At 43.4% G+C, this 22,983-nt stretch carries 21 protein-coding genes; 6 read left to right on the top strand and 15 right to left on the bottom strand.

Annotated elements, in window-relative coordinates; all coding sequences use genetic code 11:
- Nucleotides 1-25: 25 nt before the first annotated feature.
- From HKI82_RS06320 to HKI82_RS06300, 5 genes are all read right to left on the bottom strand, one after another.
- The gene (locus HKI82_RS06320) at nt 26-880 is read right to left on the bottom strand and encodes a MurR/RpiR family transcriptional regulator (protein WP_042488260.1); all 855 of its coding nucleotides are present in this window, start codon (nt 878-880) and stop codon (nt 26-28) included.
- Nucleotides 881-1,181: 301 nt separating this feature from the next.
- Nucleotides 1,182-2,828 (bottom strand): pyridoxal-dependent aspartate 1-decarboxylase PanP, encoded by a 1,647-nt coding sequence (gene panP, locus HKI82_RS06315; protein ID WP_102940605.1) that lies wholly within the window; start codon nt 2,826-2,828, stop codon nt 1,182-1,184.
- Nucleotides 2,829-2,953: 125 nt separating this feature from the next.
- The gene (locus HKI82_RS06310) at nt 2,954-3,466 is read right to left on the bottom strand and encodes a hypothetical protein (RefSeq protein ID WP_102940604.1); all 513 of its coding nucleotides are present in this window, start codon (nt 3,464-3,466) and stop codon (nt 2,954-2,956) included.
- A gap of 134 nt (nt 3,467-3,600) precedes the next feature.
- Nucleotides 3,601-4,506, bottom strand: coding sequence for a LysO family transporter (locus HKI82_RS06305; RefSeq protein WP_171137518.1), 906 nt, complete (start codon nt 4,504-4,506; stop codon nt 3,601-3,603).
- A gap of 19 nt (nt 4,507-4,525) precedes the next feature.
- A complete protein-coding gene (locus HKI82_RS06300; RefSeq protein WP_171137517.1) occupies nt 4,526-5,446 on the bottom strand; it encodes an HDOD domain-containing protein in 921 nt (306 codons plus the stop codon).
- A gap of 367 nt (nt 5,447-5,813) precedes the next feature.
- Here HKI82_RS06300 and HKI82_RS06295 point away from each other — a divergent pair, with 367 nt between their 5' ends.
- Entirely contained in the window at nt 5,814-6,404 is a 591-nt protein-coding gene (locus tag HKI82_RS06295; protein WP_102940601.1) for a TfoX/Sxy family DNA transformation protein, read from the top strand.
- A gap of 64 nt (nt 6,405-6,468) precedes the next feature.
- On the opposite strand, the gene HKI82_RS06290 is transcribed toward HKI82_RS06295, so the two are convergent.
- The 3 genes from HKI82_RS06290 to HKI82_RS06280 all read right to left on the bottom strand — a co-directional run bounded on the left by HKI82_RS06290 (nt 6,469) and on the right by HKI82_RS06280 (nt 9,653).
- A complete protein-coding gene (locus tag HKI82_RS06290; RefSeq protein WP_102940600.1) occupies nt 6,469-7,017 on the bottom strand; it encodes a hypothetical protein in 549 nt (182 codons plus the stop codon).
- 187 nt (nt 7,018-7,204) lie between these two features.
- On the bottom strand, nt 7,205-7,702 hold the full coding sequence (locus HKI82_RS06285; protein ID WP_102940599.1) for a response regulator: 498 nt from the start codon (nt 7,700-7,702) through the stop codon (nt 7,205-7,207).
- 13 nt (nt 7,703-7,715) lie between these two features.
- Entirely contained in the window at nt 7,716-9,653 is a 1,938-nt protein-coding gene (locus HKI82_RS06280; protein ID WP_102940598.1) for an ATP-binding protein, read from the bottom strand.
- A gap of 212 nt (nt 9,654-9,865) precedes the next feature.
- Between HKI82_RS06280 and HKI82_RS06275 the strand changes: the two genes are divergently transcribed.
- Together HKI82_RS06275 and serC are read left to right on the top strand one after the other, a co-directional pair.
- A complete protein-coding gene (locus tag HKI82_RS06275; protein WP_171137516.1) occupies nt 9,866-11,131 on the top strand; it encodes a DUF945 family protein in 1,266 nt (421 codons plus the stop codon).
- A gap of 138 nt (nt 11,132-11,269) precedes the next feature.
- Nucleotides 11,270-12,364 carry a 3-phosphoserine/phosphohydroxythreonine transaminase gene (gene serC / locus HKI82_RS06270; protein ID WP_171137515.1) on the top strand — a complete coding sequence of 365 codons (1,095 nt, stop codon included), beginning with the start codon at nt 11,270-11,272 and terminating at the stop codon, nt 12,362-12,364.
- A 97-nt stretch (nt 12,365-12,461) separates the two neighbouring features.
- Here the strand turns inward: serC and HKI82_RS06265 are convergent, their stop codons facing one another.
- Complete coding sequence (locus HKI82_RS06265) at nt 12,462-14,801, bottom strand: YgiQ family radical SAM protein (protein ID WP_171137514.1); 2,340 nt, start codon at nt 14,799-14,801, stop codon at nt 12,462-12,464.
- A 190-nt stretch (nt 14,802-14,991) separates the two neighbouring features.
- Here HKI82_RS06265 and HKI82_RS06260 point away from each other — a divergent pair, with 190 nt between their 5' ends.
- Both HKI82_RS06260 and HKI82_RS06255 read left to right on the top strand, forming a co-directional pair.
- Entirely contained in the window at nt 14,992-15,675 is a 684-nt protein-coding gene (locus HKI82_RS06260) for a hypothetical protein (protein ID WP_102940595.1), read from the top strand.
- 91 nt (nt 15,676-15,766) lie between these two features.
- A complete protein-coding gene (locus HKI82_RS06255) occupies nt 15,767-15,967 on the top strand; it encodes a DUF4250 domain-containing protein (RefSeq protein ID WP_042488289.1) in 201 nt (66 codons plus the stop codon).
- Between the two features lie 14 nt (nt 15,968-15,981).
- On the opposite strand, the gene metR is transcribed toward HKI82_RS06255, so the two are convergent.
- Complete coding sequence (gene metR / locus HKI82_RS06250) at nt 15,982-16,893, bottom strand: HTH-type transcriptional regulator MetR (RefSeq protein ID WP_102940594.1); 912 nt, start codon at nt 16,891-16,893, stop codon at nt 15,982-15,984.
- Nucleotides 16,894-17,149: 256 nt separating this feature from the next.
- Between metR and metE the strand changes: the two genes are divergently transcribed.
- Nucleotides 17,150-19,459: a 5-methyltetrahydropteroyltriglutamate--homocysteine S-methyltransferase gene (gene metE / locus HKI82_RS06245; RefSeq protein ID WP_171137513.1), complete on the top strand. Its 2,310-nt coding sequence runs from the start codon at nt 17,150-17,152 to the stop codon at nt 19,457-19,459.
- Between the two features lie 72 nt (nt 19,460-19,531).
- On the opposite strand, the gene HKI82_RS06240 is transcribed toward metE, so the two are convergent.
- The 5 genes from HKI82_RS06240 to HKI82_RS06220 all read right to left on the bottom strand — a co-directional run bounded on the left by HKI82_RS06240 (nt 19,532) and on the right by HKI82_RS06220 (nt 22,836).
- Nucleotides 19,532-19,927 carry a GspS/AspS pilotin family protein gene (locus HKI82_RS06240; protein WP_102940592.1) on the bottom strand — a complete coding sequence of 132 codons (396 nt, stop codon included), beginning with the start codon at nt 19,925-19,927 and terminating at the stop codon, nt 19,532-19,534.
- A 1-nt stretch (nt 19,928) separates the two neighbouring features.
- Nucleotides 19,929-20,225, bottom strand: a complete 297-nt coding sequence (locus tag HKI82_RS06235) for a YciI family protein (RefSeq protein WP_102940591.1) — start codon at nt 20,223-20,225, stop codon at nt 19,929-19,931.
- 97 nt (nt 20,226-20,322) lie between these two features.
- Nucleotides 20,323-20,724 carry an acyl-CoA thioester hydrolase YciA gene (gene yciA, locus HKI82_RS06230; protein WP_171137512.1) on the bottom strand — a complete coding sequence of 134 codons (402 nt, stop codon included), beginning with the start codon at nt 20,722-20,724 and terminating at the stop codon, nt 20,323-20,325.
- Between the two features lie 116 nt (nt 20,725-20,840).
- Nucleotides 20,841-21,386: a septation protein A gene (locus HKI82_RS06225; protein ID WP_042488305.1), complete on the bottom strand. Its 546-nt coding sequence runs from the start codon at nt 21,384-21,386 to the stop codon at nt 20,841-20,843.
- A gap of 154 nt (nt 21,387-21,540) precedes the next feature.
- Nucleotides 21,541-22,836 (bottom strand): dicarboxylate/amino acid:cation symporter, encoded by a 1,296-nt coding sequence (locus tag HKI82_RS06220; protein WP_171137511.1) that lies wholly within the window; start codon nt 22,834-22,836, stop codon nt 21,541-21,543.
- Nucleotides 22,837-22,983: the final 147 nt, after the last annotated feature.

The following is a 22,983-nucleotide window of genomic DNA, read 5'->3' as shown; positions in this document are numbered from 1 at the left end:
AAAACGGAGCCGAAGCTCCGTTTTTTTAGAATTGTGAAGACTTGTCATAACGAGAGTCTTTCAGTACTTCTTTTACTCTCTTCAAGTTTTCGCGGAAACCTGAGCCTCTGCGTAAAGTAAAGCCCGTAGCCAAAACATCGATGATGGTCATCTGAACAACGCGGCTCGCCATTGGCATATATACATCAGTATCTTCAGGAATATCCAAACAGATAGATAAAGACGCTGCTTTATCAAGAGGTGAATCTTTTGCTGTAATTGCAATTACAGTTGCGCCGTTTTCACGAGCGAGATTTGCGATTTCAACTTGGCTCTTTGTTCTACCAGTGTGCGAGATAAGAACGATAACGTCATTATCAGTACAGTTAATGCAGCTCATACGTTGCATTACAATGTCTTCAAAGCAGCTGATCGGAATATTAAAACGAATGAACTTGTTTTGCGCATCACGAGCGACAGCTGACGATGCCCCTAATCCGAAAAACGAAATACGCTTCGCCTGTGTCAGAAGGTCAACTGCACGATTGATTTGCATTGGCTCTAAGCTGTTTTTCGCTACATCTAAACACGCCATAGTTGATTCGAAAATCTTGTGGGTGTAAGCATCCGGACCATCGTCTTCTTCAACATTGCGGTTGACGTAAGGCGTTCCGTTGGCAAGGCTTTGCGCTAAATGTAGTTTGAAATCAGGAAAACCTTTTGTGTCTAGGCGACGACAAAAACGGTTTACAGTCGGTTCACTCACATCAGCCATTTTCGCTAATGTTGCAATGCTAGAGTGAATGGCAGTCTGTGGTGAAGCCATAATAACTTCAGCGACTTTGCGCTCTGACTTGCTAAAATTTTCCAGATTTTTTTGAATTTTTTCTAATGTATTCATAGTGTTCACGCAGGCATAGAGAACAACTTGTTGGTTTCATGGATAAACCATTTAAAAATAAGGAAATAATAAATTTCCTAATACCAACGCCATGATGTCAGTATAAACCTAAGCTGTAGGAATCCCGAAACGAAAAATCCACGGGATGATGAGAATATGACAAGCCTCAAACTAAAAATTAAAAAAAACTACAGTTTTTTAGCTGCGATTTGTCGATATAAGAGAATATTAGCGAGTGAATGATGAAAAAGTTACAGCAAATCGAAAGTAATTTTCAATTTCACTGTAACTTTTAAAGCTTTTACGCGCTTAGGATACTTTGTGCCATCTGTTCAATTTGGCGCATTAAGTTAGGAGCCTGTTGAACAATCTTACGTTGCTCATCTAGCACCGAATGCAGAATATCGTGCGTCGTTAACGGATTTGCCAACACCACACGGAAAACGATCGTATTAAGTTGCTCCCAACATTTTGGATTTAACTGAGTACGAGATACGAATGACTTACCCGTTTCACGTTGAGTTTTTTGCACAAACTTGGTCAACTCGTTGAGCAATTCATTCAGAGCGAGCTTCTGTTTAGCGTCCGCTTTTTCTAATGCTTGTTTAAAATGTTCTGGCAAATAGCGATATGTCAGCAGGCATAACTCAGGTTCTGATACCAGCTCAAAATCTGGCTGAGCTTTGATTAGATCAGCAAAATAACGCGCTTTGGCAATACTCTGGTCGATCAACAGCTCATAACCAGCTCGGCTGATGATGTGCATGCTTGCATAAACCAGCATTGCCATACCCGAGCGAGAACCTTCTAATGTATGACTACCGAGATCCTTTGAACCTTTACGCAAGATATATTGAGCGTGGTGTTCTATTGATTTCATCGCGTCAGGATCTTTAAACAACACCATGCCAGCACCCATAGGGATGTAGAGTTGTTTATGGGCATCAATGGTGACTGAATCCGCTAGTTCTATGCCATCGAGTAGGTGACGATGATTATTCGACATTAATGTCGCGCCACCCCACGCTGCATCGATGTGGAAGTGGCAGCCTTCGTCTTGGCAAATTTTTGCAATTTCTCTTAACGGGTCGATATTACCTGTTTCGGTCGTACCCGCGACACCAATAACCGCAAACGGCTTGATGTTTTGTTGTTTAAGCTCGGCAATTTTATCTTGCAGGTCTTTAGGGCAGATGCGGTTGTTATCCGCAGTTTTTACTGACACCAGACCTTCTTGTCCAATACCGAGAACATCTACTGCCTTCTTGAGAGAGTAGTGTCCACGTTCGGAAACAAGCACAGCTAAGCCTTCATAACCATAATGTTTCATGGCTTTGAACAGGCCTTCTTTTTCCACGCCTTTAAAGCTGCCTTGTGCTTTTAATGCTTTGTTGCGCGCGACCCAAAGTGCAGTAATGTTGGCGATGGTTCCGCCAGAGCAAAATGCACCTAAAGAGTGTTCTGCACTGTGCATCCATGAGGAGTAAAAGCTGTCATCACGGTTGTAAATCAAACGGTGCAACATACCTAAAACTTGACGTTCTAGGGGCGTGAAAGCTTTCGATGTTTCAATTTTTACCAAGTTTTGGTTTAAGGCGATCATGATTTTCGACAGCGGCATTAAGAAGTAAGGCAAAGCCGATGTCATATGACCAATAAAGCTTGGTGAAGCGGTATGAACAGAATGAGACACAAGGGTGTCTAGCAGATGCTGCGTATGGTCAGAGACAAACTCCGGTTGCTCAGGAATGTGAGCATCGGAAAAATCTTTTTCGATATCCTTGAGCGATTTCTCTTCGGCAACGATATGCTCTCGCAAAAACTTGTTTAGATTGCGTGAAAGTTCTTCTTCTATTTTGGTCAGCGTTGAGTCTGGCCCTTCTGGTACGGTGAAGATTCGAAGCAGAGATTCGAAATTCGCATCAGCGGTTCTTTGTTCTGATACCATGTCGCGTCTATATATAGTTGTAGTTTTAGGGTTGCAGCGGGACAATCTAAACGAAAACGGGACTAATGTCCCGTCTTAATTCGGAAAGCCTAAATTACGAAAATTATGAGCTAAAAAATGTACTTTTACTTACATTCAATTTTTTCTAGTTTCGCAATCGCAGTGTTGTAGCGGTTAAGCGCAGTATCGATTTGTTTCGGGTGGCTTAAAAGCTCTGCAAATGCTGAACGTAATTCATAATTTTTTTCGTGCGGCTTTGATTGGCGATCATCGAAGGTGGTTTTGGCGATTTTGCCTAGCTCGTCACTACGTGATGCCAGTACTTTAATATCATGCTGTTCAAGCTTTAACCAAGCTTCCACAGGTTGGCTTGTGGCAACTTTTGATGCATCGTGATCGAGGTAGTAGTGTACCGCTGCGCGGTTAAGTTCGAAGTGGTGTTTACGACCTTCGAGAAACCACTGGCTAACATCCGCCAGTTCAGGGTAACTATCTGTAGTCAGTTGTGCTAGATCCTCATACCACCCTAATGACGCATCGATGTATGCGTCATACTTACCAGCGAAGCACTGATTATCTGAGGCAGCTGCACTTAGAGAAGTGGCTGAAAGAAGTAGTGTGGTTAGAAGGCGTTTCATAACTGTTCCTTTGTTAACTATTGTTATTATGCTCTCGCGGGTCTTGTTTTGACGCACTGGCATTTCTTTTTTATGTTGGGCTGACAAATTCGTCTTTTATAAGCGTTGCATAATGTACATAAATTCTCATGCAATTAGTGCGAGAGAGATACAAAAAATAGCATCAAAACTGGAACGAGCAAGCTTAGTATAAATCCGCTGACGATAGCGACAGGAACACAACGAACTCCGCCGGTAGTTTGAATCACCGGAAGCGTAAAGTCCATCGCTGTTGCGCCAGCGTATCCAATCGATGTGCAAGGCATACGGCCAACAAACATAGGGATAAGAACCAAAGAGATCAGTTCGCGCAGCAATTCAATCAGGAAAGAAGCACCGCCAAAAACAGGACCGAATGCATCGCCCATCAGAATGCCTGCTAAAGAGTACCAGCCAAAACCTGATGCCATCGCAAGCCCTTGGTAGAGCGAAATATCCAAAATGAATGAAGCGATTACGCCACCGACGAGGCTAGTGACGACGATGACACTGGCGATAACCATGCCATGTTTATTCAGCAATATTTGACCTAGCGATAAACCACTGTTTCTTAACTGAATACCAATAAAGAACAGCAGAATGAATAAAATCCATTCACTAGCGCTGTCTACCCAACTCAAATCAAAGCCAAGCACAACGCCAATAACCAATCCACCTCCGACAACTAAAATCAGCTTTGCAGATTCCAAGGCCATTCGGGAAAGTGGTAATTTGGTATGGCTGACATCGGTTTCTAATGGCAGAAGCTTATCGACAAACGGTAAAACAGCTAGGTTGCAGCTACCAATGACGAGGAAGAATACCGCGGTATATTTAATGATGAGCTGTAAGTTGTCACCCAGATTGTCAAGTGAAGCAAGACTTAAGCCCATGAGAAACAAGATCACATAAACAAGCGATGCAGTCGCACTGTTGAGTTTTACTAGCCAATTTTTATTGTTAATAGAGAACAGATACCCCACCACAAGTGGGGCAAAGATAAACAACATCCCTGAAAGCATACATTCCTCGAAGTAAGGTTTAGAAACCGCTGGCGTTTATAACCGCTCTAAGTTTTGAGTTAAATTCCATTTCGCTAAGATTGCTTAGGTTAAAGAGAACTTCGGCACCAGTTGTGTTGATTTCCACTTCGTGGTCATCAATGGCATCGTCTTGTTTTCTAAACATAAGCAAGTGGTTTGATATTCGTGCTACATCAAGGTAACTGACTTCGAAAGAATGTTCCACACTTTGTTTGTTGCAACATACGTCTAAGAAGTCAGCATCGAAACCCCAATGCTTTAATACCAATTGACTGGTGTCTGAACAGCGGGAGTGAAAAATTTGCAGAGCAATGTCTTGGTCAAGGTAGTTGCCATTTTCCAGATACTGATGGTACTCGTTGACCAAACAAAATAATCCAATATCAGCTAATAATCCTACAAGCAGGGCTTTTTCTAGTTCCAGATGCTGATAGTGTTCCGGATCCAATTCTTTGAAAGCCTGTGTTACCAATACCATGGTCGCGCCCAACTCCCGAGAAACGGTAGCACTGTGAATCAGGATATTGTTGCACTCTTTACTCAGGTTGGTGGCGTGTTTTAGCTGCTCGATTGCTTGAGCAGTTACTATATCTCTCACGCGCAAAATACCCAGCCGTGAAACAGCGGTAATCAAATCATTGCAGGTAATGTTGCGGCGGTTAAAAATGACGGAATTCGCAATACGAATCACGACGGCGGCAAGGCTGGGATCATCGGCAAGACAGTTTGCTACGTCTGAAATTGTTGTTGATTCTTGTGACGTCATCTTTTGTATTCTCAATACCACATCTGGTATTGGCGGGAGTGTAATTCTCCCTGTACTGATCGAGGTTTCTACAAGTTTCGCAAACTCGCTCTCGACTCCCTTGATCAGAAGTTGTTTGTTGTCTGGAAGCCAGTAAAAAGATAAGTGATTCATAAAAATTAGTAGTAGGCAGAAGTCGGCATATTTTAACTTTCGCTAATGTGTATAAGCAACCGAATCTCTCCCAGTCTCGCTAATTTCTTCTATTGCAAGTCAAAATTCGGAATGTGGAAGGAATTTTTAAATCTTAAACAATCAAAAATATGCCAATGCGAGGCGAATCTCATTTTTGATAAATAAAAAGTAGTTGAGTGTGAGATATATCCTGACTTAATTCGCGTCGTTAACTATCATAGTACTATAACAAAGCAGGTATCCTCATAGTAAATGAGGTGCTAATAATTAAATCATTAATTTTATTCGCTAAATTGTACTGCTATCTGGTGATCTTTCTTAATCGGGGAATTTGATTAAAGGGTCAATGACTATGGTAGAGCGAACATTTTTCGATTATGTAAATAAGTTTGGTGAAAGCCAACAGCGTTCAATGTTTGGTGGTATAGGTTTATTCCAAGAGGATGCTATGTATGCATTGTTGACCAACGACTGCATATATATCCGAGGTGGAGAGGAGTTAGACGATCAGTTAACCGAGTTAGGTTGTGAAAAGTACCGTCATGTGAAGAAACAAACTGTAGCAACAGTTAACTACTATGACATCACAGATCTGTACTCGAGTAATTACCAAGAATTAGATGCCATTGTTGGCACGTCAATTAAAAACGCAGTTTCTCAACGTGTTGTGCAAAAATCGTCGCTTAATCGTCGTCTAAGAGATTTGCCTAACATGCAGCTTACATTGGAGAGAATGGTTAAGAAGTCCGGTGTAGAAGATGTTGATACATTTATAAAGTTAGGTGCTCCAACGGTGTTTAACAAAGTCTGCCAGACCTATGGTAATGACGTTGATATTAAACTGTTGTGGAAGTTTGCAGGGGCGATAGAAGGAATCCATTGGAAGCTACTTCAAGAGCCTCGTAAACGCCAGTTGCTAGAGAGTTGCCAGCGTTAACCCAATTAAAAAGCCGAAGTTTAAAACTTCGGCTTTTCTTTTTTATGTCATGTCTCGATTCAAATTACAGTTTGAAGCGAGTAGTAAACATAATTTGGTCGCCGTAAGAGTCGTTGAAACGCGCTTCAGCACCGATTGAGAACAATTCTGTTGAGTGGAATCGTGCGTAGAAAGAAGCAATCCAGTCATCGTTGTCTTCAATTGAAACGTAACCCCCTTTGCCACCCACTTCAAGTTGTGGACCTAACCATTGGCGGATACCCAAGTTTAGCTCCATACCAGTGTCAGCACTTGAACCGTCTTTCTTATCTTCAATACGGAAAAGCATTTCGCCAGTGAAATCAGCCCAGTTATTTACTGGAGCGTGGAAGCCGAAACCTGCAGCGGCAGCGTAATCGCTATCAAGTTCAGAATCGATTCGGCCAATTGCGTGAGCATTTGGGTGAATTGATTTGCTGATACCAGCACCAAAAGTCATTGGGCTCGCACCAATTCGAGCTTCCGCATAGTCATAACTAAAGTTGCTCATAATTGATGGGCTGTTACGGTCAACTTCGGCTAAGCTTTGTCCCGAAGCAATTAGTAGTGCTGCTGCAATGATTGTTTTACGCATAGTTACGGTAAACCTGTTTTTATCGTTAATTCCATGGTTTTAAAGAAGGATTCGCACTTGCTCCTGAATCCAACTTCAACTCTTTTGACATCATAAAGCATTGATGTATAGAGAAACCATCAAAAAATGTCATAGTTTTGTCGTTTGTAGGTTTCTAGCAATTTAAATGCCAGCTTGACGGATAAGGTTATTCACCAAAGTCCATACGCTTCTCTGCGATAGCGTTGAGTATTTTTTCGGTATCCAGAACCTTTACCCAAGGCATAAGATCTTTTTCATTTTCAATTACATAGTGGGTAAGCTGTTCTTTAACTACTTGTCTCAGTTGTTCGCCCATCCAAGGTTTAGCAATAAAAAAATCTAGACTTGCATGGTTAACCGCTTCTACGGTGTCATTGAGTCCGGCTTGCCCTGTTAACAAAACCTTACGAGTTTTTGCCGTATCCGGTTCATCATTCAGTTCAATTAAAAAGCTAATTCCGGTCTGTTCCGGCATGATGTGGTCACATAGGATCAATGCCAATGCGACTTCTTGCTCGCGGTAGTCTTCAATAACTGACTTGGCTTCGCTAACAGACTGCGCGGCTTCAACAATGAAGTTGTCTTCAAAGCAATCAATATCCTGCATGACGCTATCAAGTACTTCTCGTTCATCATCGACACATAAAATCATGAATTTGTTCATGTTATTTTCCTTATTAATCAGTGCTGGCGAGGAGTAAAGGAAGCCATACTCGCATGTTGGTGTATTCGCCGAGCTTAGACTCAACGTCAATCCAGCCGTTATGCTGATGCATAATTTGCTGGCAAATCGAAAGCCCAATACCTAAGCCAAAATTACCTTCACGTTTTGTTGTGTAATTGAGTTCGAAAATCTTCTCTTGGGTTTCTTCTGAAATACCATGACCGTTATCCTTGAAGCTAACAACGGCATACGTTTGCCCGTCTTTCTCTCCCAAATAAGAGTGTATTTCCAGTACGCCTTTGTCAGGGAACGCGTCTATCGCATTGGAAATTAAGTTCGTCCACACTTGTTGAAGTGCAATCGGTAGGCATCTTACGGGCGGGATAGATGAATACTCTTTGACTAACTTATGAAGTTTCAATCGGTTTTCAAAAATAACTAGTGTATCTTCGATGCCTTCATGGATATCAACCACATGGAAAGTCTCATCATCGGCTCGAGCGTAGCCTTTTAAGCTCTTCACCATATCGGTAATTCTTTGCGCGCATACCTTGATTGAGCGAAGAGTACTGCCCGTCAGATGGTAGCGCTCTAACGATTCCAAGTTCCTCAACATGGCATCGGGGTTTGATTTGGCCTGTTTGATGGACTCTTCGTTATTATTAAGGCCGAGTTTAACCATTTTCTTGGCGAGAAGTCGGTGGTGTATTTGGCTTTCGAGCTGTTTTGCGAGTTCACGTTCTTCTGAAGTCGACATAGGTTTTGCCACCAGAGCCGCTTTGAGCATTTGTGAACCTTGATGATTGGTTGCTGAATCAGCGTATGACTCGACAATATTTTCAATGTTATTGGAGAGCGTATCGGTGCCGCGCAAAATTGCTGACACTGGGTTATTGAGTTCATGGGCCACACCGGCGACTAACTGCCCAAGCATCGCCATCTTTTCGCCTTCGATTAACTGTTGATGTGCAGATTCCAACGATTCAAGCGTTTCTTGTAGCTGTATTTTGGTATTAATGCTTCTTTGTAAGCGTCGATTGAAGTGACGTAATAACAGGTTGGTAAAAAGCGGTAATAAACTGGTGTTGGTGTGCATGACTTTGGCGAATACATCTCTGTCTAGCTTAATCACCTCAGTTTTAGTCAACGTGATTGCGGTCGAAAAGGAGTTTTCACCAGTCACAAATGACATCCCGCCAACGATATTCCCTTTTTGATGCCTAACAACCTCTCGCTGTTGACCATGTTTGTCTTTTTTGTAAAGAGCAACTTCCCCTTCAGTGATAAACCATAAAAAGCGGTTTTCTTGACCTTCAACAGTCAGTAAGTGCTCGGCGGAATATGTTCGACAAGCCTTAGTGTCATCTTGCTTATCAAAAAATTGATATAGCGCGCCAATGACCTGATCAGCCAGTTCAGCGTCCGTTAACTGATGGTACTCAGAGATAAAACCTTGGCGGTAAGAGTGCATTTTGTTGTCGATATGCGAACGCAGCAGTCTTTGCTGATCAAGAACACTGCTGTAGTGAAGCGCGTTATCTTTGTCATTTTCTAGCACATAGGTGGTGAGTTCTTGGACGACTGTTTTATAGAGCACGTTATCTTGCAAGGGCTTAGTTAAGCAGTAATCCAAACGTCCTTCATTGACTGCACTGACGATCGCCTGAATATCTTGACCGCAACTGATTAGTACTTTTCTTGCCGTCTTAGTGTTGTCCATTCTATCCAGATGAATCAAAAAATCTGCGCCGTTTAAGTTTTCGTTATGACTGGCAATGACTAACGCGACCGTTTGATTCTGAGATTCCAGATACTCCAGCGCCTGCTGAGCTTCTTCAAAAGAATCGGCAGTATGAAGGTCAAATTTAGTGGCGAACGAGCGCAGTTCATGCCGCCATTGTTCGATACTAATAGGGTTGTTATCTAAGCAGAGTAGGGCGTATTGATTCACGTTGCTCTCATCATATTGAAATCTGACAGCATTACTCTATCAAGTGAGCGTAAAACGAACTGAGAGCGAGGTTTTAGAATGCTAAATCAGCGGCAACTATCGCCCCATATTCTGAAAGGACAAACACTTTTACAATCAATTCACTAAGTGCCGCCTTGAGCTCGTTGAACCTTGTCGGTAGACTGCATGAAACATGATAGGAACCTACTTATATGAAAAAACTAAAATTAATTGGTGCAGTTGGTGGCGCAGTTTCGCTGGCTTTATGTTGGCCTTTAGCTGTGGGACAAATTGGTCAGAATGTGATTAGCGATGGCTTAAAACACATCAGCAATAACGATATCTCTGCGGAACTGATCAGTTATGACCGTGGTTACCTGTCTTCTCATGCGCAAACACGTTTTACTGTTACCAACCCGGTTCTTAAACTGCAAATGCAGCACGAAGGTTTACCAACCGAAGTTATCGTGGACAGCAATATTCGACATGGGTTGGCGAGTATTTCTTCTGTGTCGACGTTCCCTAATTATCCAGAGTCGCCGCTGGTGGTTAACAGTACGACGCAACTGAATGGAAACACCCGTTTCTCTTCCACATTAGACAACTGGCATTATCAAAGTGAAGGTCCAGATTCTGTAGCGATTTCCATTCTCTCTTCTCAAGTAACAGGCACGGTTACGGCTCTAGGGCAAGTGGATTTCAATGTTTCGATTCCGTCTGTCGCTTTGAACTTTGACACTGGCGAGAACATGCTGATTTCTGATTTCTCAGGACAAGGTAATGGTAAACAGGATTCTGGGTTTTGGATTGGAAAGCAAAACATCACTCTTGGAAGTTTAACCGTTGACGATGGGCTAGGTTCGACTCTGTTTGCTGCCGACAACACCTCTTATCAGTTTGAGTCTAAATTCAACACCGAAAAATCGCGTTTTACCAGCAACCACAAAATGAATGTCGGTAAAGTTATGGTCGATGATGGTGAAGTAAACAATGTTCAGCTCGATTTCACTTTGGGTGATGCAGATAGCGAAGCTTTCCTTGCACTGTCAAACATCTATCAAAGTAACCCCTATTTAGAAGCAGAAGATCTTGAAAAAGCGATGCCATTCGTTGATTCACTGTTTTCTAAAGGGTTCTTTGTCAGCATCAAACCTTTTGCTCTTAATCTCGGCGAAGGAGAGTTTTCGTCAAAAATGACGCTTAACATTCCTGAAGGCACCAATGACGTACAGAAAGACCCGAGTGTGATTATGTCTGCGTTAACGGGTGATCTTGAAGCGTTTGTATCGAATCAACTGGTTGAAGATTACCCTTCTATTCAACAGGGCGTGGATGAGCTACTGATGATGGAGATGATGACGCAAGACGATAAAGGCTATCAATTAAAAGCAGACATCAAAGAAGGCAATGTCGTTTTCTCTAATGGTCAGAAGGTTCCGCTTTTTGCTCTGTTTATGTATGGAATGATGGCGCGTTAATTCGCGATGGCAATCTAAACTCTTTGAAATTTAGATTAGTTGAAGAAAAGAGGTCGAAAGACCTCTTTTCTTGCTTTTTATCCGATGAAAAAAGTGGTATTAATCACACTCATCATCGATAGCAGGAGCAAGGAACACATGGAGCCGAAAACGGACACTGTTTATAACTTTAGTGCTGGTCCAGCAGCGTTACCAAAAGCCGTGATGGCAAAAGCACAGGCTGAGTTTGTTAATTGGAACGGCATGGGCGTTTCGGTTATGGAAATTAGCCACCGCAGCAAACCTTTCATCAAGGTGGCAGAAGAAGCAGAGCAGGATTTGCGCGATCTTCTAAATATCCCAGACAACTATAAAGTACTATTTTGCCAAGGTGGCGCACGTGCACAATTTGCAGCTGTGCCTCTGAACCTGATGGGCAACGCGAAGAAAGCAACCTATATTGATGGTGGATACTGGGCTGAAAGCGCAGTTAAAGAAGCAAAAAAATATTGCGAAACGGATGTTTTTGACGCGAAAGTAGAAAAAGACGGCAAAATTGCTATTTTGCCAGCAAGCGAGTGGAAGATTGATCCAGAAGCGGCATATGTTCACTTCTGTCCAAACGAAACCATCGACGGTATCGAGATTAATGATTTACCAGTAACGGATAAACCAATCGTTGCTGACATGTCTTCAACGATTCTTTCTCGTGAAATCGATGTTTCGAAATACGGTGTTATCTACGCGGGTGCACAGAAAAACATTGGCCCTGCGGGCATTTGTATCGCGATTGTACGTGATGACTTGCTAGAGCTAGCAAGTGACCTTGTTCCTGGCATCCTGAACTACAAACTGTTGGCAGAACAAGATTCAATGTTCAACACGCCACCGACTTACGCTTGGTATCTATCAGGCTTAGTATTCAAGTGGTTAAAAGAGCAGGGTGGTGTGAAAGCGATTGAGAAAATCAACCGTGAAAAAGCAGCACTGCTTTATAACTATGTTGATTCATCTGACTTCTACCGCAACGGTATTCACCCAGACAACCGTTCTCTAATGAACGTACCATTCCAGTTAGCGAAGCCTGAACTAGACGGTACTTTCCTTGAGTTAGCTGAAGCTCGTGGTTTAACTTCACTGAAAGGTCACCGTGTTGTAGGTGGTATGCGTGCATCAATCTATAACGCAATGACGCTTGAAGGTGTGCAAGCTCTTGTTTCGTTTATGAAAGAGTTTGAAGAGCAGTATGCGTAATTCGCGTTAGTTTCTGCTTATAAAAACCAACAGATCATTGACTAAAAAGCGCAGCCTGAGAGCTGCGCTTTTTTATGCTTTGCTATTCACTAACGCTTTATTGTGTACGTTGAGAAGGTCGATTTTGCCCTTTGCCTTTGTTCGCATTTGGTCGAGCGCTGCTTTGCGGGCGGCCGTTACCTTGCGGACGACTGCTGCCTTGTGAACTACCGTAGGAACCTTTTGTACCGGATTTGTTGTTGCCCGATGCTTTGTTACCTCGTGGGTTATCGCCACGATTGTTCTCTTTACGGCCATTTTCACCACGACTATTGTCACCACGTAGCGCATCAAACCCTGGTTGTGACTTGGTATGTTTAGTGGCAAATCGGTTTGAACCGTGACGACCTGACTTACGACGATGCGCCGGCGTGAGTTTGTCACCATCTTCAGCAGGGACTAAACAGTTAGGTTTATCACCAATCAAATGCTTCTTGCCCATGTTGATTAGAGCTTCGCGGATCAGCGGCCAGTTTAGTGGGTCGTGATAGCGAAGAAGCGCTTTGTGCAAACGTCTTTGACGATCACCTTTCGGTACAGTGACATCTTCACGTTTTTTGTATTTCACACGTTTTAAAGGGTTCACTTCAGAGTGATACATCGCCGTTGCGTTACACATTGGTGACGGATAGAAGTTCTGTACTTGGTCACACTCGTAGTTATGGCTTTTCAGCCATAGCGCCAAGTTCACCATATCTTCATCTTCTGTACCTGGGTGAGCAGAGATGAAATAAGGAATTAAGTATTGCTTCTTGCCCGCTTCCGCACTGTATTTATCAAACAGTTCTTTAAAGCGGTCGAATGTACCCATACCCGGTTTCATCATCAGATCAAGCGGGTTCTTTTCCGTATGTTCAGGAGCAATTTTTAGGTAGCCGCCTACGTGGTGAGTCACAAGCTCTTTAACATATTCAGGTGACTCAATGGCGAGGTCGTAGCGAACACCAGACGCAATCATCACTTTCTTAATGCCTTCCACTTTACGCGCTTCACGATATAAATCGATAGTGTGCTTGTGGTCGGTATTGAGCTTATGACAGATACCCGGGAACACACAGGATGGACGACGACAGTTGGCTTCCGCTTTAGGATCAGAACAACCTAAACGGTACATGTTTGCTGTCGGGCCACCTAAGTCCGAGATAGTGCCAGTAAAGCCCGGTACTTTATCGCGGATCTCTTTGAGTTCGTTGATGATCGATTCTTTTGAACGGTTCTGAATGATTCGACCTTCGTGTTCGGTAATAGAACAGAAAGAACAGCCGCCAAAACACCCACGCATAATGTTCACTGACGTTTTAATCATGTCATACGCCGGGATCTTATCTTTGCCGTATTTAGGATGCGGTACACGTGCATACGGCAGATCAAACACATAATCCATCTCTTCAGTAGACAATGGGATTGGTGCTTGGTTAACCCAAAGCTCACGGTTGCCGTGGCTTTGAATCAGAGCACGGCCGGAATACGGGTTAGTCTCTAAATGCAGTACACGGCTTGCGTGTGCATAAAGAATACGGTCATTAATCAGTTTCTCGTAAGAAGGCAAACGCACAGCTGTGGTTTTTGAGTCATGGCGGGAAGGGCGAACGGTAATCGGTTTCGCTTCTTCTTCCTCTTTCTTAGTTTCACATTGTGTTTCAACTTCGTACGGGTTGGTCGGTACAAACGGCGTACTTGGTTTATCAATTCTTGATGAATCAATAACCTTGAAACCTTCAGGTACTGCCGCAAGGTTAACTGCTGTACCGCGCACGTTAGTCAGATCGCTGATTGATTCACCATCTGCTAAGCGGTGTGCCACTTCTACCAGAGCGCGTTCTGCGTTACCAAATAAAAGAATGTCGGCTTTCGCATCAAATAACACTGAACGGCGAACTTTGTCTGACCAATAGTCATAGTGAGCAACACGACGCAAGCTTGCTTCAATACCACCCAGTACAATGGGTACGTCTTTATAAGCTTCACGACAACGCTGCGAGTAAACCAGTGTTGCACGATCAGGACGCTTACCGCCTTCATTGTTCGGAGTGTAGGCATCATCATGACGCAATTTTCTGTCTGACGTGTAGCGGTTGATCATCGAGTCCATGTTGCCTGCTGTAACGCCGAAGAATAAGTTCGGTTTACCCAGCGCCATAAACGCGTCTTTGTTCTGCCATTCTGGCTGCGCAATGATGCCGACGCGGAAACCTTGAGCTTCCAACAGACGACCAATGATTGCCATACCAAAACTTGGGTGATCAACATAAGCGTCACCGGTCACAATGATAATGTCGCAGCTATCCCATCCAAGCGCATCCATCTCTTTACGGCTGGTAGGTAAAAAGCGTGCCGTACCGAAGCATTCTGCCCAGTACTTTTTGTGTTGATGGATAGGAGTGATATCGCTGTACATATTTTGACCTTGTATTTGAGAGGTGCGCATTATAGCGGCTTGAAGATGGAGTATCTAGCGGAACATCACCTCATCTTTGTTGGGGATTTTTCTATGCTGGTAGATATCGGAAAGTTTGCAGAGATAGGAAAGCGAACTGTGCTTTGCTATTATCGCCCTCTATTAAAACTTAGCTCACTTATTTGAAATTATGGTTTATTCACTACTTTCTGTTTTCGCTCCTATGCTTTTGGGCGCTCAAATTATTCTGACGATGATTTTGGTCAAAGGTGACATTTGTCCGGGTCAACGCGGGCGCTTGCATAAGGTATTACCTTCAATAGGTGTGCTTTGGCTGGCTGTCGCTTCGATTAAAATTGAAGCATTTCTGGTGGTATTTGCCATTTTCTACTTCTATTCCCGTGTACAGACGACCAAAACTCGTAATGAAGGACCTTTATGGGTTCTTTACTTAGTTAACGGTCTTTCATTAGCTTACGTCGGCATCCTTATTGGCGAAGCGCCAAGTTGGAGTGCTTCTTTATCACTGTTCATGATGATATTTCTGCTTGGGTCGGTGTTCGCGAACATGCTTTTGTCCATTGCTCGTAGCCGACTAGATGCGTTTCATCGCATTCTTCCAGTGGTAGGAATTTTGTCTGCAATGGCAACGACGTTGTGTATCGTTCCATTTGCCTACTCACTTGAAAGTGAACAGTTAACCGAGTTAACCATGCCATTGGTCATCAGTTTCAGTTTACTGATTGCCGGTATCGTTTTTTGGAGCTGGCATATTATTACGGCCAAGAAGCCGGAGAAAGGTCAGTTAGCGGTAGCATTCTTGCTGGTATTGCTGGCAAGTACAGGTTTTCACAGTCTTTATCTGATCCAATAATCAGAATTTAACTCCCTAGAGCAAAATCACTTTTCTTGTGTGAAATCCCGACTAGGCTTAATAAGTGGGTTTTGTTCGAAGGAGTACCGATATGGATCTGAGCAATGTTAATAAGCTGGATAGTATTATTCTCTTAGGCATAGTGAATGAGAAGCTACGCTTGGAGTGTGACAGCTTAGATGAGCTGGTTTCCACTTATGAAATGGATGTTGAAAGCGTGGTTGGTAAATTGAGTCATCTTGGCTTTCGCTATGATCCATTAACCAACCAGTTCAAATCATCAGGTCGTTAAGTTTAATCGCATTTTTAAGCCATCTTGATTCCGTCAAGGTGGCTTTTGCATTGCTGTTTCGCCGTTGCAAAGAAGGTTTGTAAGTAGCGTTTGTCTTTATCGCTATTACGCACTGCTGCAAACAGTCTGCGCCATAAACCATTGCCTAGTGGTTTACTGGTGATCAATCCCTGACGCGAAAACTCGCTGATAGCCCAATTAGGCAGAGCAGCAACACCCAAGCCTGCAGACACCATCTGTACCAACATCAAGGTATTATCCGCTTGCTTCCATTTTGCTGGCTCTACACCGGCGGGTTGTAGGAAGTGCTTCACTACATCTAAACGCTGTTTTTGTACTGGGTAGCTCAACAATGTTTGTTGTGCCAAATCTTCTGGTGCAATCGATTCTTTGCCAGCGAGAGGATGGTTAGTGGCAGTGATTAAGCGCATTTCAAAATCAAACAGAGGTTCGTAGTGCACTTCTGAGCGAGGAAGAATGTCGGAAGTAATCACTAAGTCCAGTTCACCAGCGAGCAGTGCCGGCAGAGGTTCAAAACCGAAGCCAGATGAAAAGTCTAATGCGACGCTTGGCCAAGCCACTTGATACTCTCTTAACGCGGGCATAAGCCATTGGAAACAGGAGTGGCACTCTATAGCCATATGCAACCTGCCGTTCACGTCTTCTTTTAAGCTCGCCAGTTCATTTTCCCCTTTGGCAATTCTCGGCAAAATGTCATCGGCAAGCTTAAGCAGTATCTCACCCTCGGAAGTAAACTTTACTGGTCGTGTTTTTCGTAAGAATAGTTGGCTACCAAGTCTCGCTTCTAGGTCTTTAATCTGATGAGAAAGGGCTGATTGAGTCAAATGGAGTGAAGTCGCAGTCGAGGTCAATGATCCTGTGTCTCGCAGCGAAGCAATCGTTCTTAAATGTTTTAGCTCTATCATGAGATTTCCTCATCATTCCGTAAGCATCATGAATTTAAAAACTAACTTACGCCCTTTTTTTGGAGCTGTAAACATCTAGACGTCTATTTATTAGTTTGGTTTGCAACGCTGCTCGTTAAGCTGGATTGGTGTGTATGAATATTTTTAATAAACAAGTTGAATATTAGTTGATTGTTTCATTGAGCGGTTAGCGAGATAGTTTAGCCATCTAGACATCTTTTGTGTCTGACCTCAGCTTAATAGAAGGAACGATCACATGGCGACAATTACACATATTTTGGGCTATCCACGTATTGGCGAAAAACGCGAACTTAAATTTGCACTAGAGAAATACTGGCGTGGTGATATTACTCAGCAAGAGCTAAAAGCGGTGGGTAGCGAAATCCGCCACAACAACTGGGCTTTACAGAAAGAAGCGGGCTTAAGCTTTGCGACAGCGGGCGATTTTGCATGGTATGACCATGTTCTTACAACTACTTTGCTGCTTGGACATGTTCCTGCTCGCCATCATCTATCTCATAACAAAGATAGCTTTCCAGATCTCGATACGCTTTTCCGCGTTGGGCGTGGTCAGTCGCAAAACTCGTGCGGTTGTAGCGGCAGTGCGGCGTCCGACATGACCAAATGGTTCAATACTAATTATCACTACATCGTTCCTGAATTCAGTTCTGATGATAAGTTTGAAGTGAGCTGGCCGCAGCTATTTGAAGAAGTCAATGAAGCGGTGAAAACAGGTGCAAACGTAAAACCTGTGCTTTTGGGGCCTGTGAGTTATCTCTACTTGGGTAAAGAAGTTGAAGATAATTTTGACCGCTTAACATTACTTCCGCGTTTGCTGACGGCTTATCAAAACATTTTGTCTAAGTTGGCTAAACAAGGGGTAGAGTGGGTTCAAATCGACGAGCCAGTGCTGTCACTTGAGTTAGAAAGCCAATGGCAAGATGCATTTAAGCTGGCGTATCAGGTACTGCAAGGCGATGTAAAAGTGCTGCTAACGACCTATTTTGATTCGGTGATTGATACATTGGACAAAATCGTTGCACTGCCTGTAAACGGTCTTCACATCGACATTTCAGCCGCGCCACAGCAGCTAGATAGTGTACTAGAGAAACTGCCACAACAGTGGGTGTTGTCAGTGGGTGCTATCAACGGCAGGAACGTTTGGCGTGCAGATTTAGGTCACCTGCGTAACAGATTGCAGCCAGCAAAAGATAAGCTGGGTGATCGCCTCTGGATTGCGAGTTCATGCTCACTGCTGCACAGCCCGGTGAATTTAGAACTCGAACAAAACCTCTCAGCAGAAGTACGTAGCTGGTTTGCGTTTGCCAAGCAAAAAGTCACCGAAGTCGCGCTACTTGGACGAGCATTAGATGGCGACCAAGAAGCGATTCTGGCTTGTGATACTTACAGCTTGCCTATTGTTGATAGAAAAACCGCAACGCATGTGAACAAGCCGCAAGTGCAATCGCGAGTGAACGCTATCACTGCATCATTAGCGCAGCGTAGTGAACCGTACGAACAGCGTGCAGTGACACAAGCGAAGAAACTGGCGTTACCATTGTTCCCAACCACGACCATAGGTTCATTCCCGCAAACCAGCGAAATTCGAACTCAACGCAGTGCATTCCGAACAGGGGTATTACCAGAAGCTGAGTATATTTCAGCATTGAAAGGGCATATTGCAGATGCAGTGAAGCGTCAGGAGGCTTTGGGGCTGGATGTTTTAGTACATGGCGAAGCGGAACGTAACGACATGGTTGAATACTTTGCTGAAAACCTATCAGGTTTCCAAACCACTCAGTTTGGTTGGGTGCAAAGTTACGGCTCTCGCTGCGTTAAGCCAGCGATTGTGGTTGCCGATATTGAACGTGAAAAACCAATCACTGTTGAATGGTCAAGCTATGCTCAATCACTAACCAATAAGAAGATGAAAGGGATGTTAACGGGGCCTGTCACTATCTTATGCTGGACTTTCCCTCGTGAAGATATCAGCCGCAAAGAAATCGCCCAGCAACTGGCACTTGCATTACGTGACGAAGTCTCTGATTTACAAGATGCAGGTATTAACATCATTCAGATTGATGAACCGGCGATTCGCGAAGGATTGCCTCTGAAGAAGCGTGACCACAAGGCATACTTAGATTGGGCAGTGGAAGCGTTCAAGATATCTGCGGCAAGCGCCACACCGCAAACCCAGATCCATACTCACATGTGTTACAGCGAATTCAATGAGATCATCGACTCAGTGGCAGCGCTGGATGCAGATGTGATTACGATTGAAACCTCACGCTCGAACATGGAACTTCTGAAAGCCTTTGAAGACTTCAATTATCCGAACGAAATTGGTCCGGGTGTCTACGATATTCACTCACCAAACATTCCAACACAGGAATGGATTGAAGGCTTATTGCGTAAAGCTTCTGCCAAGATCCCAGCAGAACGATTATGGGTAAACCCTGATTGCGGTCTGAAAACTCGTAACTGGAAAGAAGTGGAAGCATCACTGATCAACATGGTGTTAGCGGCAAAAACCTTGCGCGAAGAAGCACAAAGTAACGCAGCTTAATTGCAAATTGGAATAACAAGGGGCTCATGTGAGCCCCTTGTTTGTAGAACAAAGCATTTATAGGGAACAAAACTATTGTGAAGCGCAAGTTTGCTGCGTGATGGTTTCATCCACCATCAGTTGTCCGCGAGTGTTACGCATTTTGATTCGGTAACTTAAACCTACTTCGAGGTTTGCTTTGATATTTTTGTCTGAGCAAAAGGTTTTGATGCTACTTTGCATAACCTGAGTTACTGGTTTGGCATTTTTATCATCAGCGTTATAAACCATCATCATTTCAATATTGGTGCCTTTGGCAGTCGCACGCATGATATTGAGTGGGCCGTACTCTAAAGGCAGTTCAGCGCTCAGCAGGCTGGCTCTATTATCCGCGAGTAGTTCAAGGTTTCTCTGGTTGTCTGAACTAGAGCTACAACCTGAAAGCAGAACTAAGCCGAAAGCGATAATTCCAGCGGTACTTTTTTTCATACTAAAATACTTTTTTGAACGGTTTGATGATGACATTAGCATAAACACCTGCTGCCACATAGGGATCTGCGTCTGCCCATGCTTTCGCTTCTTCTAACGAGTTGAAATCAGCAATAACAGTTGAGCCAGTGAAACCTGCCTCACCTGGGTTTTCAGAATCGATGGCAGGCAGAGGACCCGCTGTCAGCAAACGGCCTTCATCTTGAAGAACTTGTAAGCGTTCTAAGTGCGCAGGACGAACACTCATGCGTTTTTCCAGAGAGTTCTCAACGTCTTGAGAAAAAATGACATACCACATAATCCATATCCTTATTAATGACTGAAACTGCAAGTTACCGGCAACTAATGTACTGAAACTTGGCAATATTTAAACCTTGATGGTGATATTTCTGTGATCAGTTCCCTGCGTTAATCGGGCGAGGGCGCCCATCGGAATCAATCGCGACATAATTAAATGTGGCTTCACACACTTGGAAACGGTCACCGATGCCGTCAACTTTAACGGGCTTCACCCAAACTTCTAAATTAATTGACATAGAAGTGCGGCCAATCCTAGTACATTCACCATAACAGCAGACCACATCACCCACTTTCACTGGTTTTTTAAACGCGATACTGGAAACAGAGACGGTAACGATACGACCAGAAGATATCTCTTTCGCTAATATACCGCCAGCCAAGTCCAACTGAGACATAATCCAACCACCAAAGATATCACCATTTGCATTGGTGTCTGCCGGCATAGCAACGGTTCTAAGTAATAGTTGGCCTTTAGGGGAACTGACTTCCTGACTCATTTCAAATTCCGTAGTAAACAAAACAGCGACCGTGTTACCAAGTCGCTGTCAGAAAAGAGGGCATTATAGCAGTAAATTCTGCGGCTTATTAACCCCTAAGAGTCATGTATAACTATCTATTGGTTAGAATTTTTCTGCTCTTTAGGAAGATGTTTATAAATATAAACGCCAGTCAGCAGAGTATAGACAAATGTTGCGATAAGAAGACCGAACACTTTGAAATTAACCCAGACATCCAAAGGCAATTGATAAGCAATGTAGATATTAACGACTGCACAGATAGTGAAGAAGGCAACCCATGCCCAGTTTACTTTCGCCCATACACTGTCAGGCAGAGTGATTTCCTTACCTAACATACCTTTGATTGCTGATTTACCCATCAAATGACTGATAGTCAGGCCGAGAGCAAACACAGTGTAAACAATGGTCACTTTCCATTTAATAAAGTTGTCGTCATGAAGGAAAATCGTCATACCACCAAAGATGGCGACAACAGCAAAGGTAATGAGCTGCATTTTTTCCACTTTCTTGTACACGAAGTACGAAATAGCGACTTGAATGGCAGTTGCAGCGATCAACGCAGCTGTCGCGACATAAATATCGTATAGCTTAAAAAGCGCGAAGAAGATAATTAGAGGAATAAACTCAATCAGTTGTTTCATTATGTAGGTACATCCAAACTTTTCGTTGCCGACAGTCTACTCAATTTGCTCTATCATCTGAATAGCCAGTAGCGATTTAGTTACAAATTTGAGTATCTTGTTGCTGAAAGCAAAAAACCGCTCATCAGAGCGGTTTTTACTAGAGATTCAACTATTAAGCTTGCTGATCTTGATAAACTTTTTCAGCTTCAGAATCTTCAATCATAGAATCAACGATGACTGCACAAGCTGCGTCACCAGTGATGTTTAGTGCTGTACGGATCATATCGAAGATACGGTCTAGAGCGAATAGTAGTGGTAGACCTTCAATTGGAATGCCTGCAGCAAGAAGAACCGCAACAACAAGGAATGAAGGACCAGGTACACCAGCTTGACCTACAGCGCCTAGTGTTGCAGTCACGACGATTGCAATGTAAGCACCCATTGATAGGTCAATGTGGAACAGTTGAGCAAAGAAAACTGCAACTAAACCGTAGTAGATTGCGTTACCAGACATGTTGATCGTTGCGCCTAGAGGCAGAACGAATGACGCTGTCGAGTTACGTACACCTAGGTCTTTCTCAACGGTATCCATAGTAACAGGAAGTGTTGCCATAGAAGAAGCTGTTGAAAGCGCAACCGCTTGTGGCTTCTTCATTGCGCTGATGAATTTCTTAGCTGACGTTTTGCTGAAGAAATGAATCATTGCTGGGTAAACGATGAAACCAAAAATCAGGATAGCGGCTGTGTAAACAACAAATAGTTTGAACACCACCATTAGCGCGCCAAAACCGAATGTACCCACAGCTTCAGCCATCAGACCGAATACGCCGATTGGAGCGATAACCATCACTTTGTTGATCATCCACACCATTGAATCAACGATAGTGTTTACACCGTTGATTACTGGATCGCGTTTCTCTGGGCTTTGTTTTGAAATGGCAATACCTAAGAACAAGCAGAAAACGAGGATTTGCAGAATGTTTGCGTCGTTCAAAGATTGGAACACGTTAGTCGGAATCATACCGGTAACCGTTGCCCAAAATGTCGGTAGTTCACCTTTTGATGCGTATTCTGCTGAGAACATGCCTTCAACACCAGAAACATCAATACCCATACCCGGTTGGAATACTTCACCCATAACCAGTGCAAGAACAACTGCTAGAGCAGAAGTCACAGCAAAGTAACCTAGAGTAACGAAACCAACTTTACCTGCTGAGTGGCTATTGCCTAGTCCAGCTGCACCTGAAATCAGAGCAACAGCGACCAAAGGAATAACTAACATCTTGATTAAGTTAATAAAGATGGCACCCAATGGAGAAAACATTGTCGCATCGTGACCCATGGCAGCACCGATGAGGGTACCGAGTACCATGGCAATCACAACTTGAACACCAATGTTCTGTAGTAAATTCTTTTGTTTTAACACTTCCTTAACCCCTGTGCTAATAATGTGTAAATTTCTAGACATAACCACTAACCAATCCTCGATTAGTGGAAAATTATGTTGCTCGGTTTTTTACACTTATATTTCACAATTGGCAATATGCATCTGCGTCGGATTTGACGTAATCACCTATTTTTGCTGATAAGGAGGTCATTTATTCATCATGGAAAA

The organism is Vibrio plantisponsor (assembly GCF_013041605.1).
GTDB lineage: Bacteria > Pseudomonadota > Gammaproteobacteria > Enterobacterales > Vibrionaceae > Vibrio > Vibrio plantisponsor.
The sequence above is the reverse complement of the archived record's forward strand: the minus strand, read 5'-3'. Positions and strand labels throughout refer to the sequence as shown.

What these genes read in the sequence shown, in the direction of transcription:
- HKI82_RS06300 (WP_171137517.1), bottom strand. Translation starts at nt 5,446, where the DNA reads ATGAATCACTTATCTTTTTACTGGCTTCCAGACAACAAACAACTTCTG.
- metR (WP_102940594.1), bottom strand. Translation starts at nt 16,893, where the DNA reads ATGATAGAGCTAAAACATTTAAGAACGATTGCTTCGCTGCGAGACACA.
- panP (WP_102940605.1), bottom strand. Translation starts at nt 2,828, where the DNA reads ATGGTATCAGAACAAAGAACCGCTGATGCGAATTTCGAATCTCTGCTT.
- yciA (WP_171137512.1), bottom strand. Translation starts at nt 20,724, where the DNA reads ATGAGTCAGGAAGTCAGTTCCCCTAAAGGCCAACTATTACTTAGAACC.
- HKI82_RS06225 (WP_042488305.1), bottom strand. Translation starts at nt 21,386, where the DNA reads ATGAAACAACTGATTGAGTTTATTCCTCTAATTATCTTCTTCGCGCTT.
- HKI82_RS06240 (WP_102940592.1), bottom strand. Translation starts at nt 19,927, where the DNA reads ATGAAAAAAAGTACCGCTGGAATTATCGCTTTCGGCTTAGTTCTGCTT.
- HKI82_RS06305 (WP_171137518.1), bottom strand. Translation starts at nt 4,506, where the DNA reads ATGCTTTCAGGGATGTTGTTTATCTTTGCCCCACTTGTGGTGGGGTAT.
- HKI82_RS06265 (WP_171137514.1), bottom strand. Translation starts at nt 14,801, where the DNA reads ATGTACAGCGATATCACTCCTATCCATCAACACAAAAAGTACTGGGCA.
- HKI82_RS06320 (WP_042488260.1), bottom strand. Translation starts at nt 880, where the DNA reads ATGAATACATTAGAAAAAATTCAAAAAAATCTGGAAAATTTTAGCAAG.
- HKI82_RS06285 (WP_102940599.1), bottom strand. Translation starts at nt 7,702, where the DNA reads ATGAACAAATTCATGATTTTATGTGTCGATGATGAACGAGAAGTACTT.
- HKI82_RS06310 (WP_102940604.1), bottom strand. Translation starts at nt 3,466, where the DNA reads ATGAAACGCCTTCTAACCACACTACTTCTTTCAGCCACTTCTCTAAGT.
- HKI82_RS06235 (WP_102940591.1), bottom strand. Translation starts at nt 20,225, where the DNA reads ATGTGGTATGTCATTTTTTCTCAAGACGTTGAGAACTCTCTGGAAAAA.
- serC (WP_171137515.1), top strand. Translation starts at nt 11,270, where the DNA reads ATGGAGCCGAAAACGGACACTGTTTATAACTTTAGTGCTGGTCCAGCA.
- HKI82_RS06255 (WP_042488289.1), top strand. Translation starts at nt 15,767, where the DNA reads ATGGATCTGAGCAATGTTAATAAGCTGGATAGTATTATTCTCTTAGGC.
- HKI82_RS06220 (WP_171137511.1), bottom strand. Translation starts at nt 22,836, where the DNA reads ATGTCTAGAAATTTACACATTATTAGCACAGGGGTTAAGGAAGTGTTA.
- HKI82_RS06295 (WP_102940601.1), top strand. Translation starts at nt 5,814, where the DNA reads ATGACTATGGTAGAGCGAACATTTTTCGATTATGTAAATAAGTTTGGT.
- HKI82_RS06275 (WP_171137516.1), top strand. Translation starts at nt 9,866, where the DNA reads ATGAAAAAACTAAAATTAATTGGTGCAGTTGGTGGCGCAGTTTCGCTG.
- metE (WP_171137513.1), top strand. Translation starts at nt 17,150, where the DNA reads ATGGCGACAATTACACATATTTTGGGCTATCCACGTATTGGCGAAAAA.
- HKI82_RS06290 (WP_102940600.1), bottom strand. Translation starts at nt 7,017, where the DNA reads ATGCGTAAAACAATCATTGCAGCAGCACTACTAATTGCTTCGGGACAA.
- HKI82_RS06260 (WP_102940595.1), top strand. Translation starts at nt 14,992, where the DNA reads ATGGTTTATTCACTACTTTCTGTTTTCGCTCCTATGCTTTTGGGCGCT.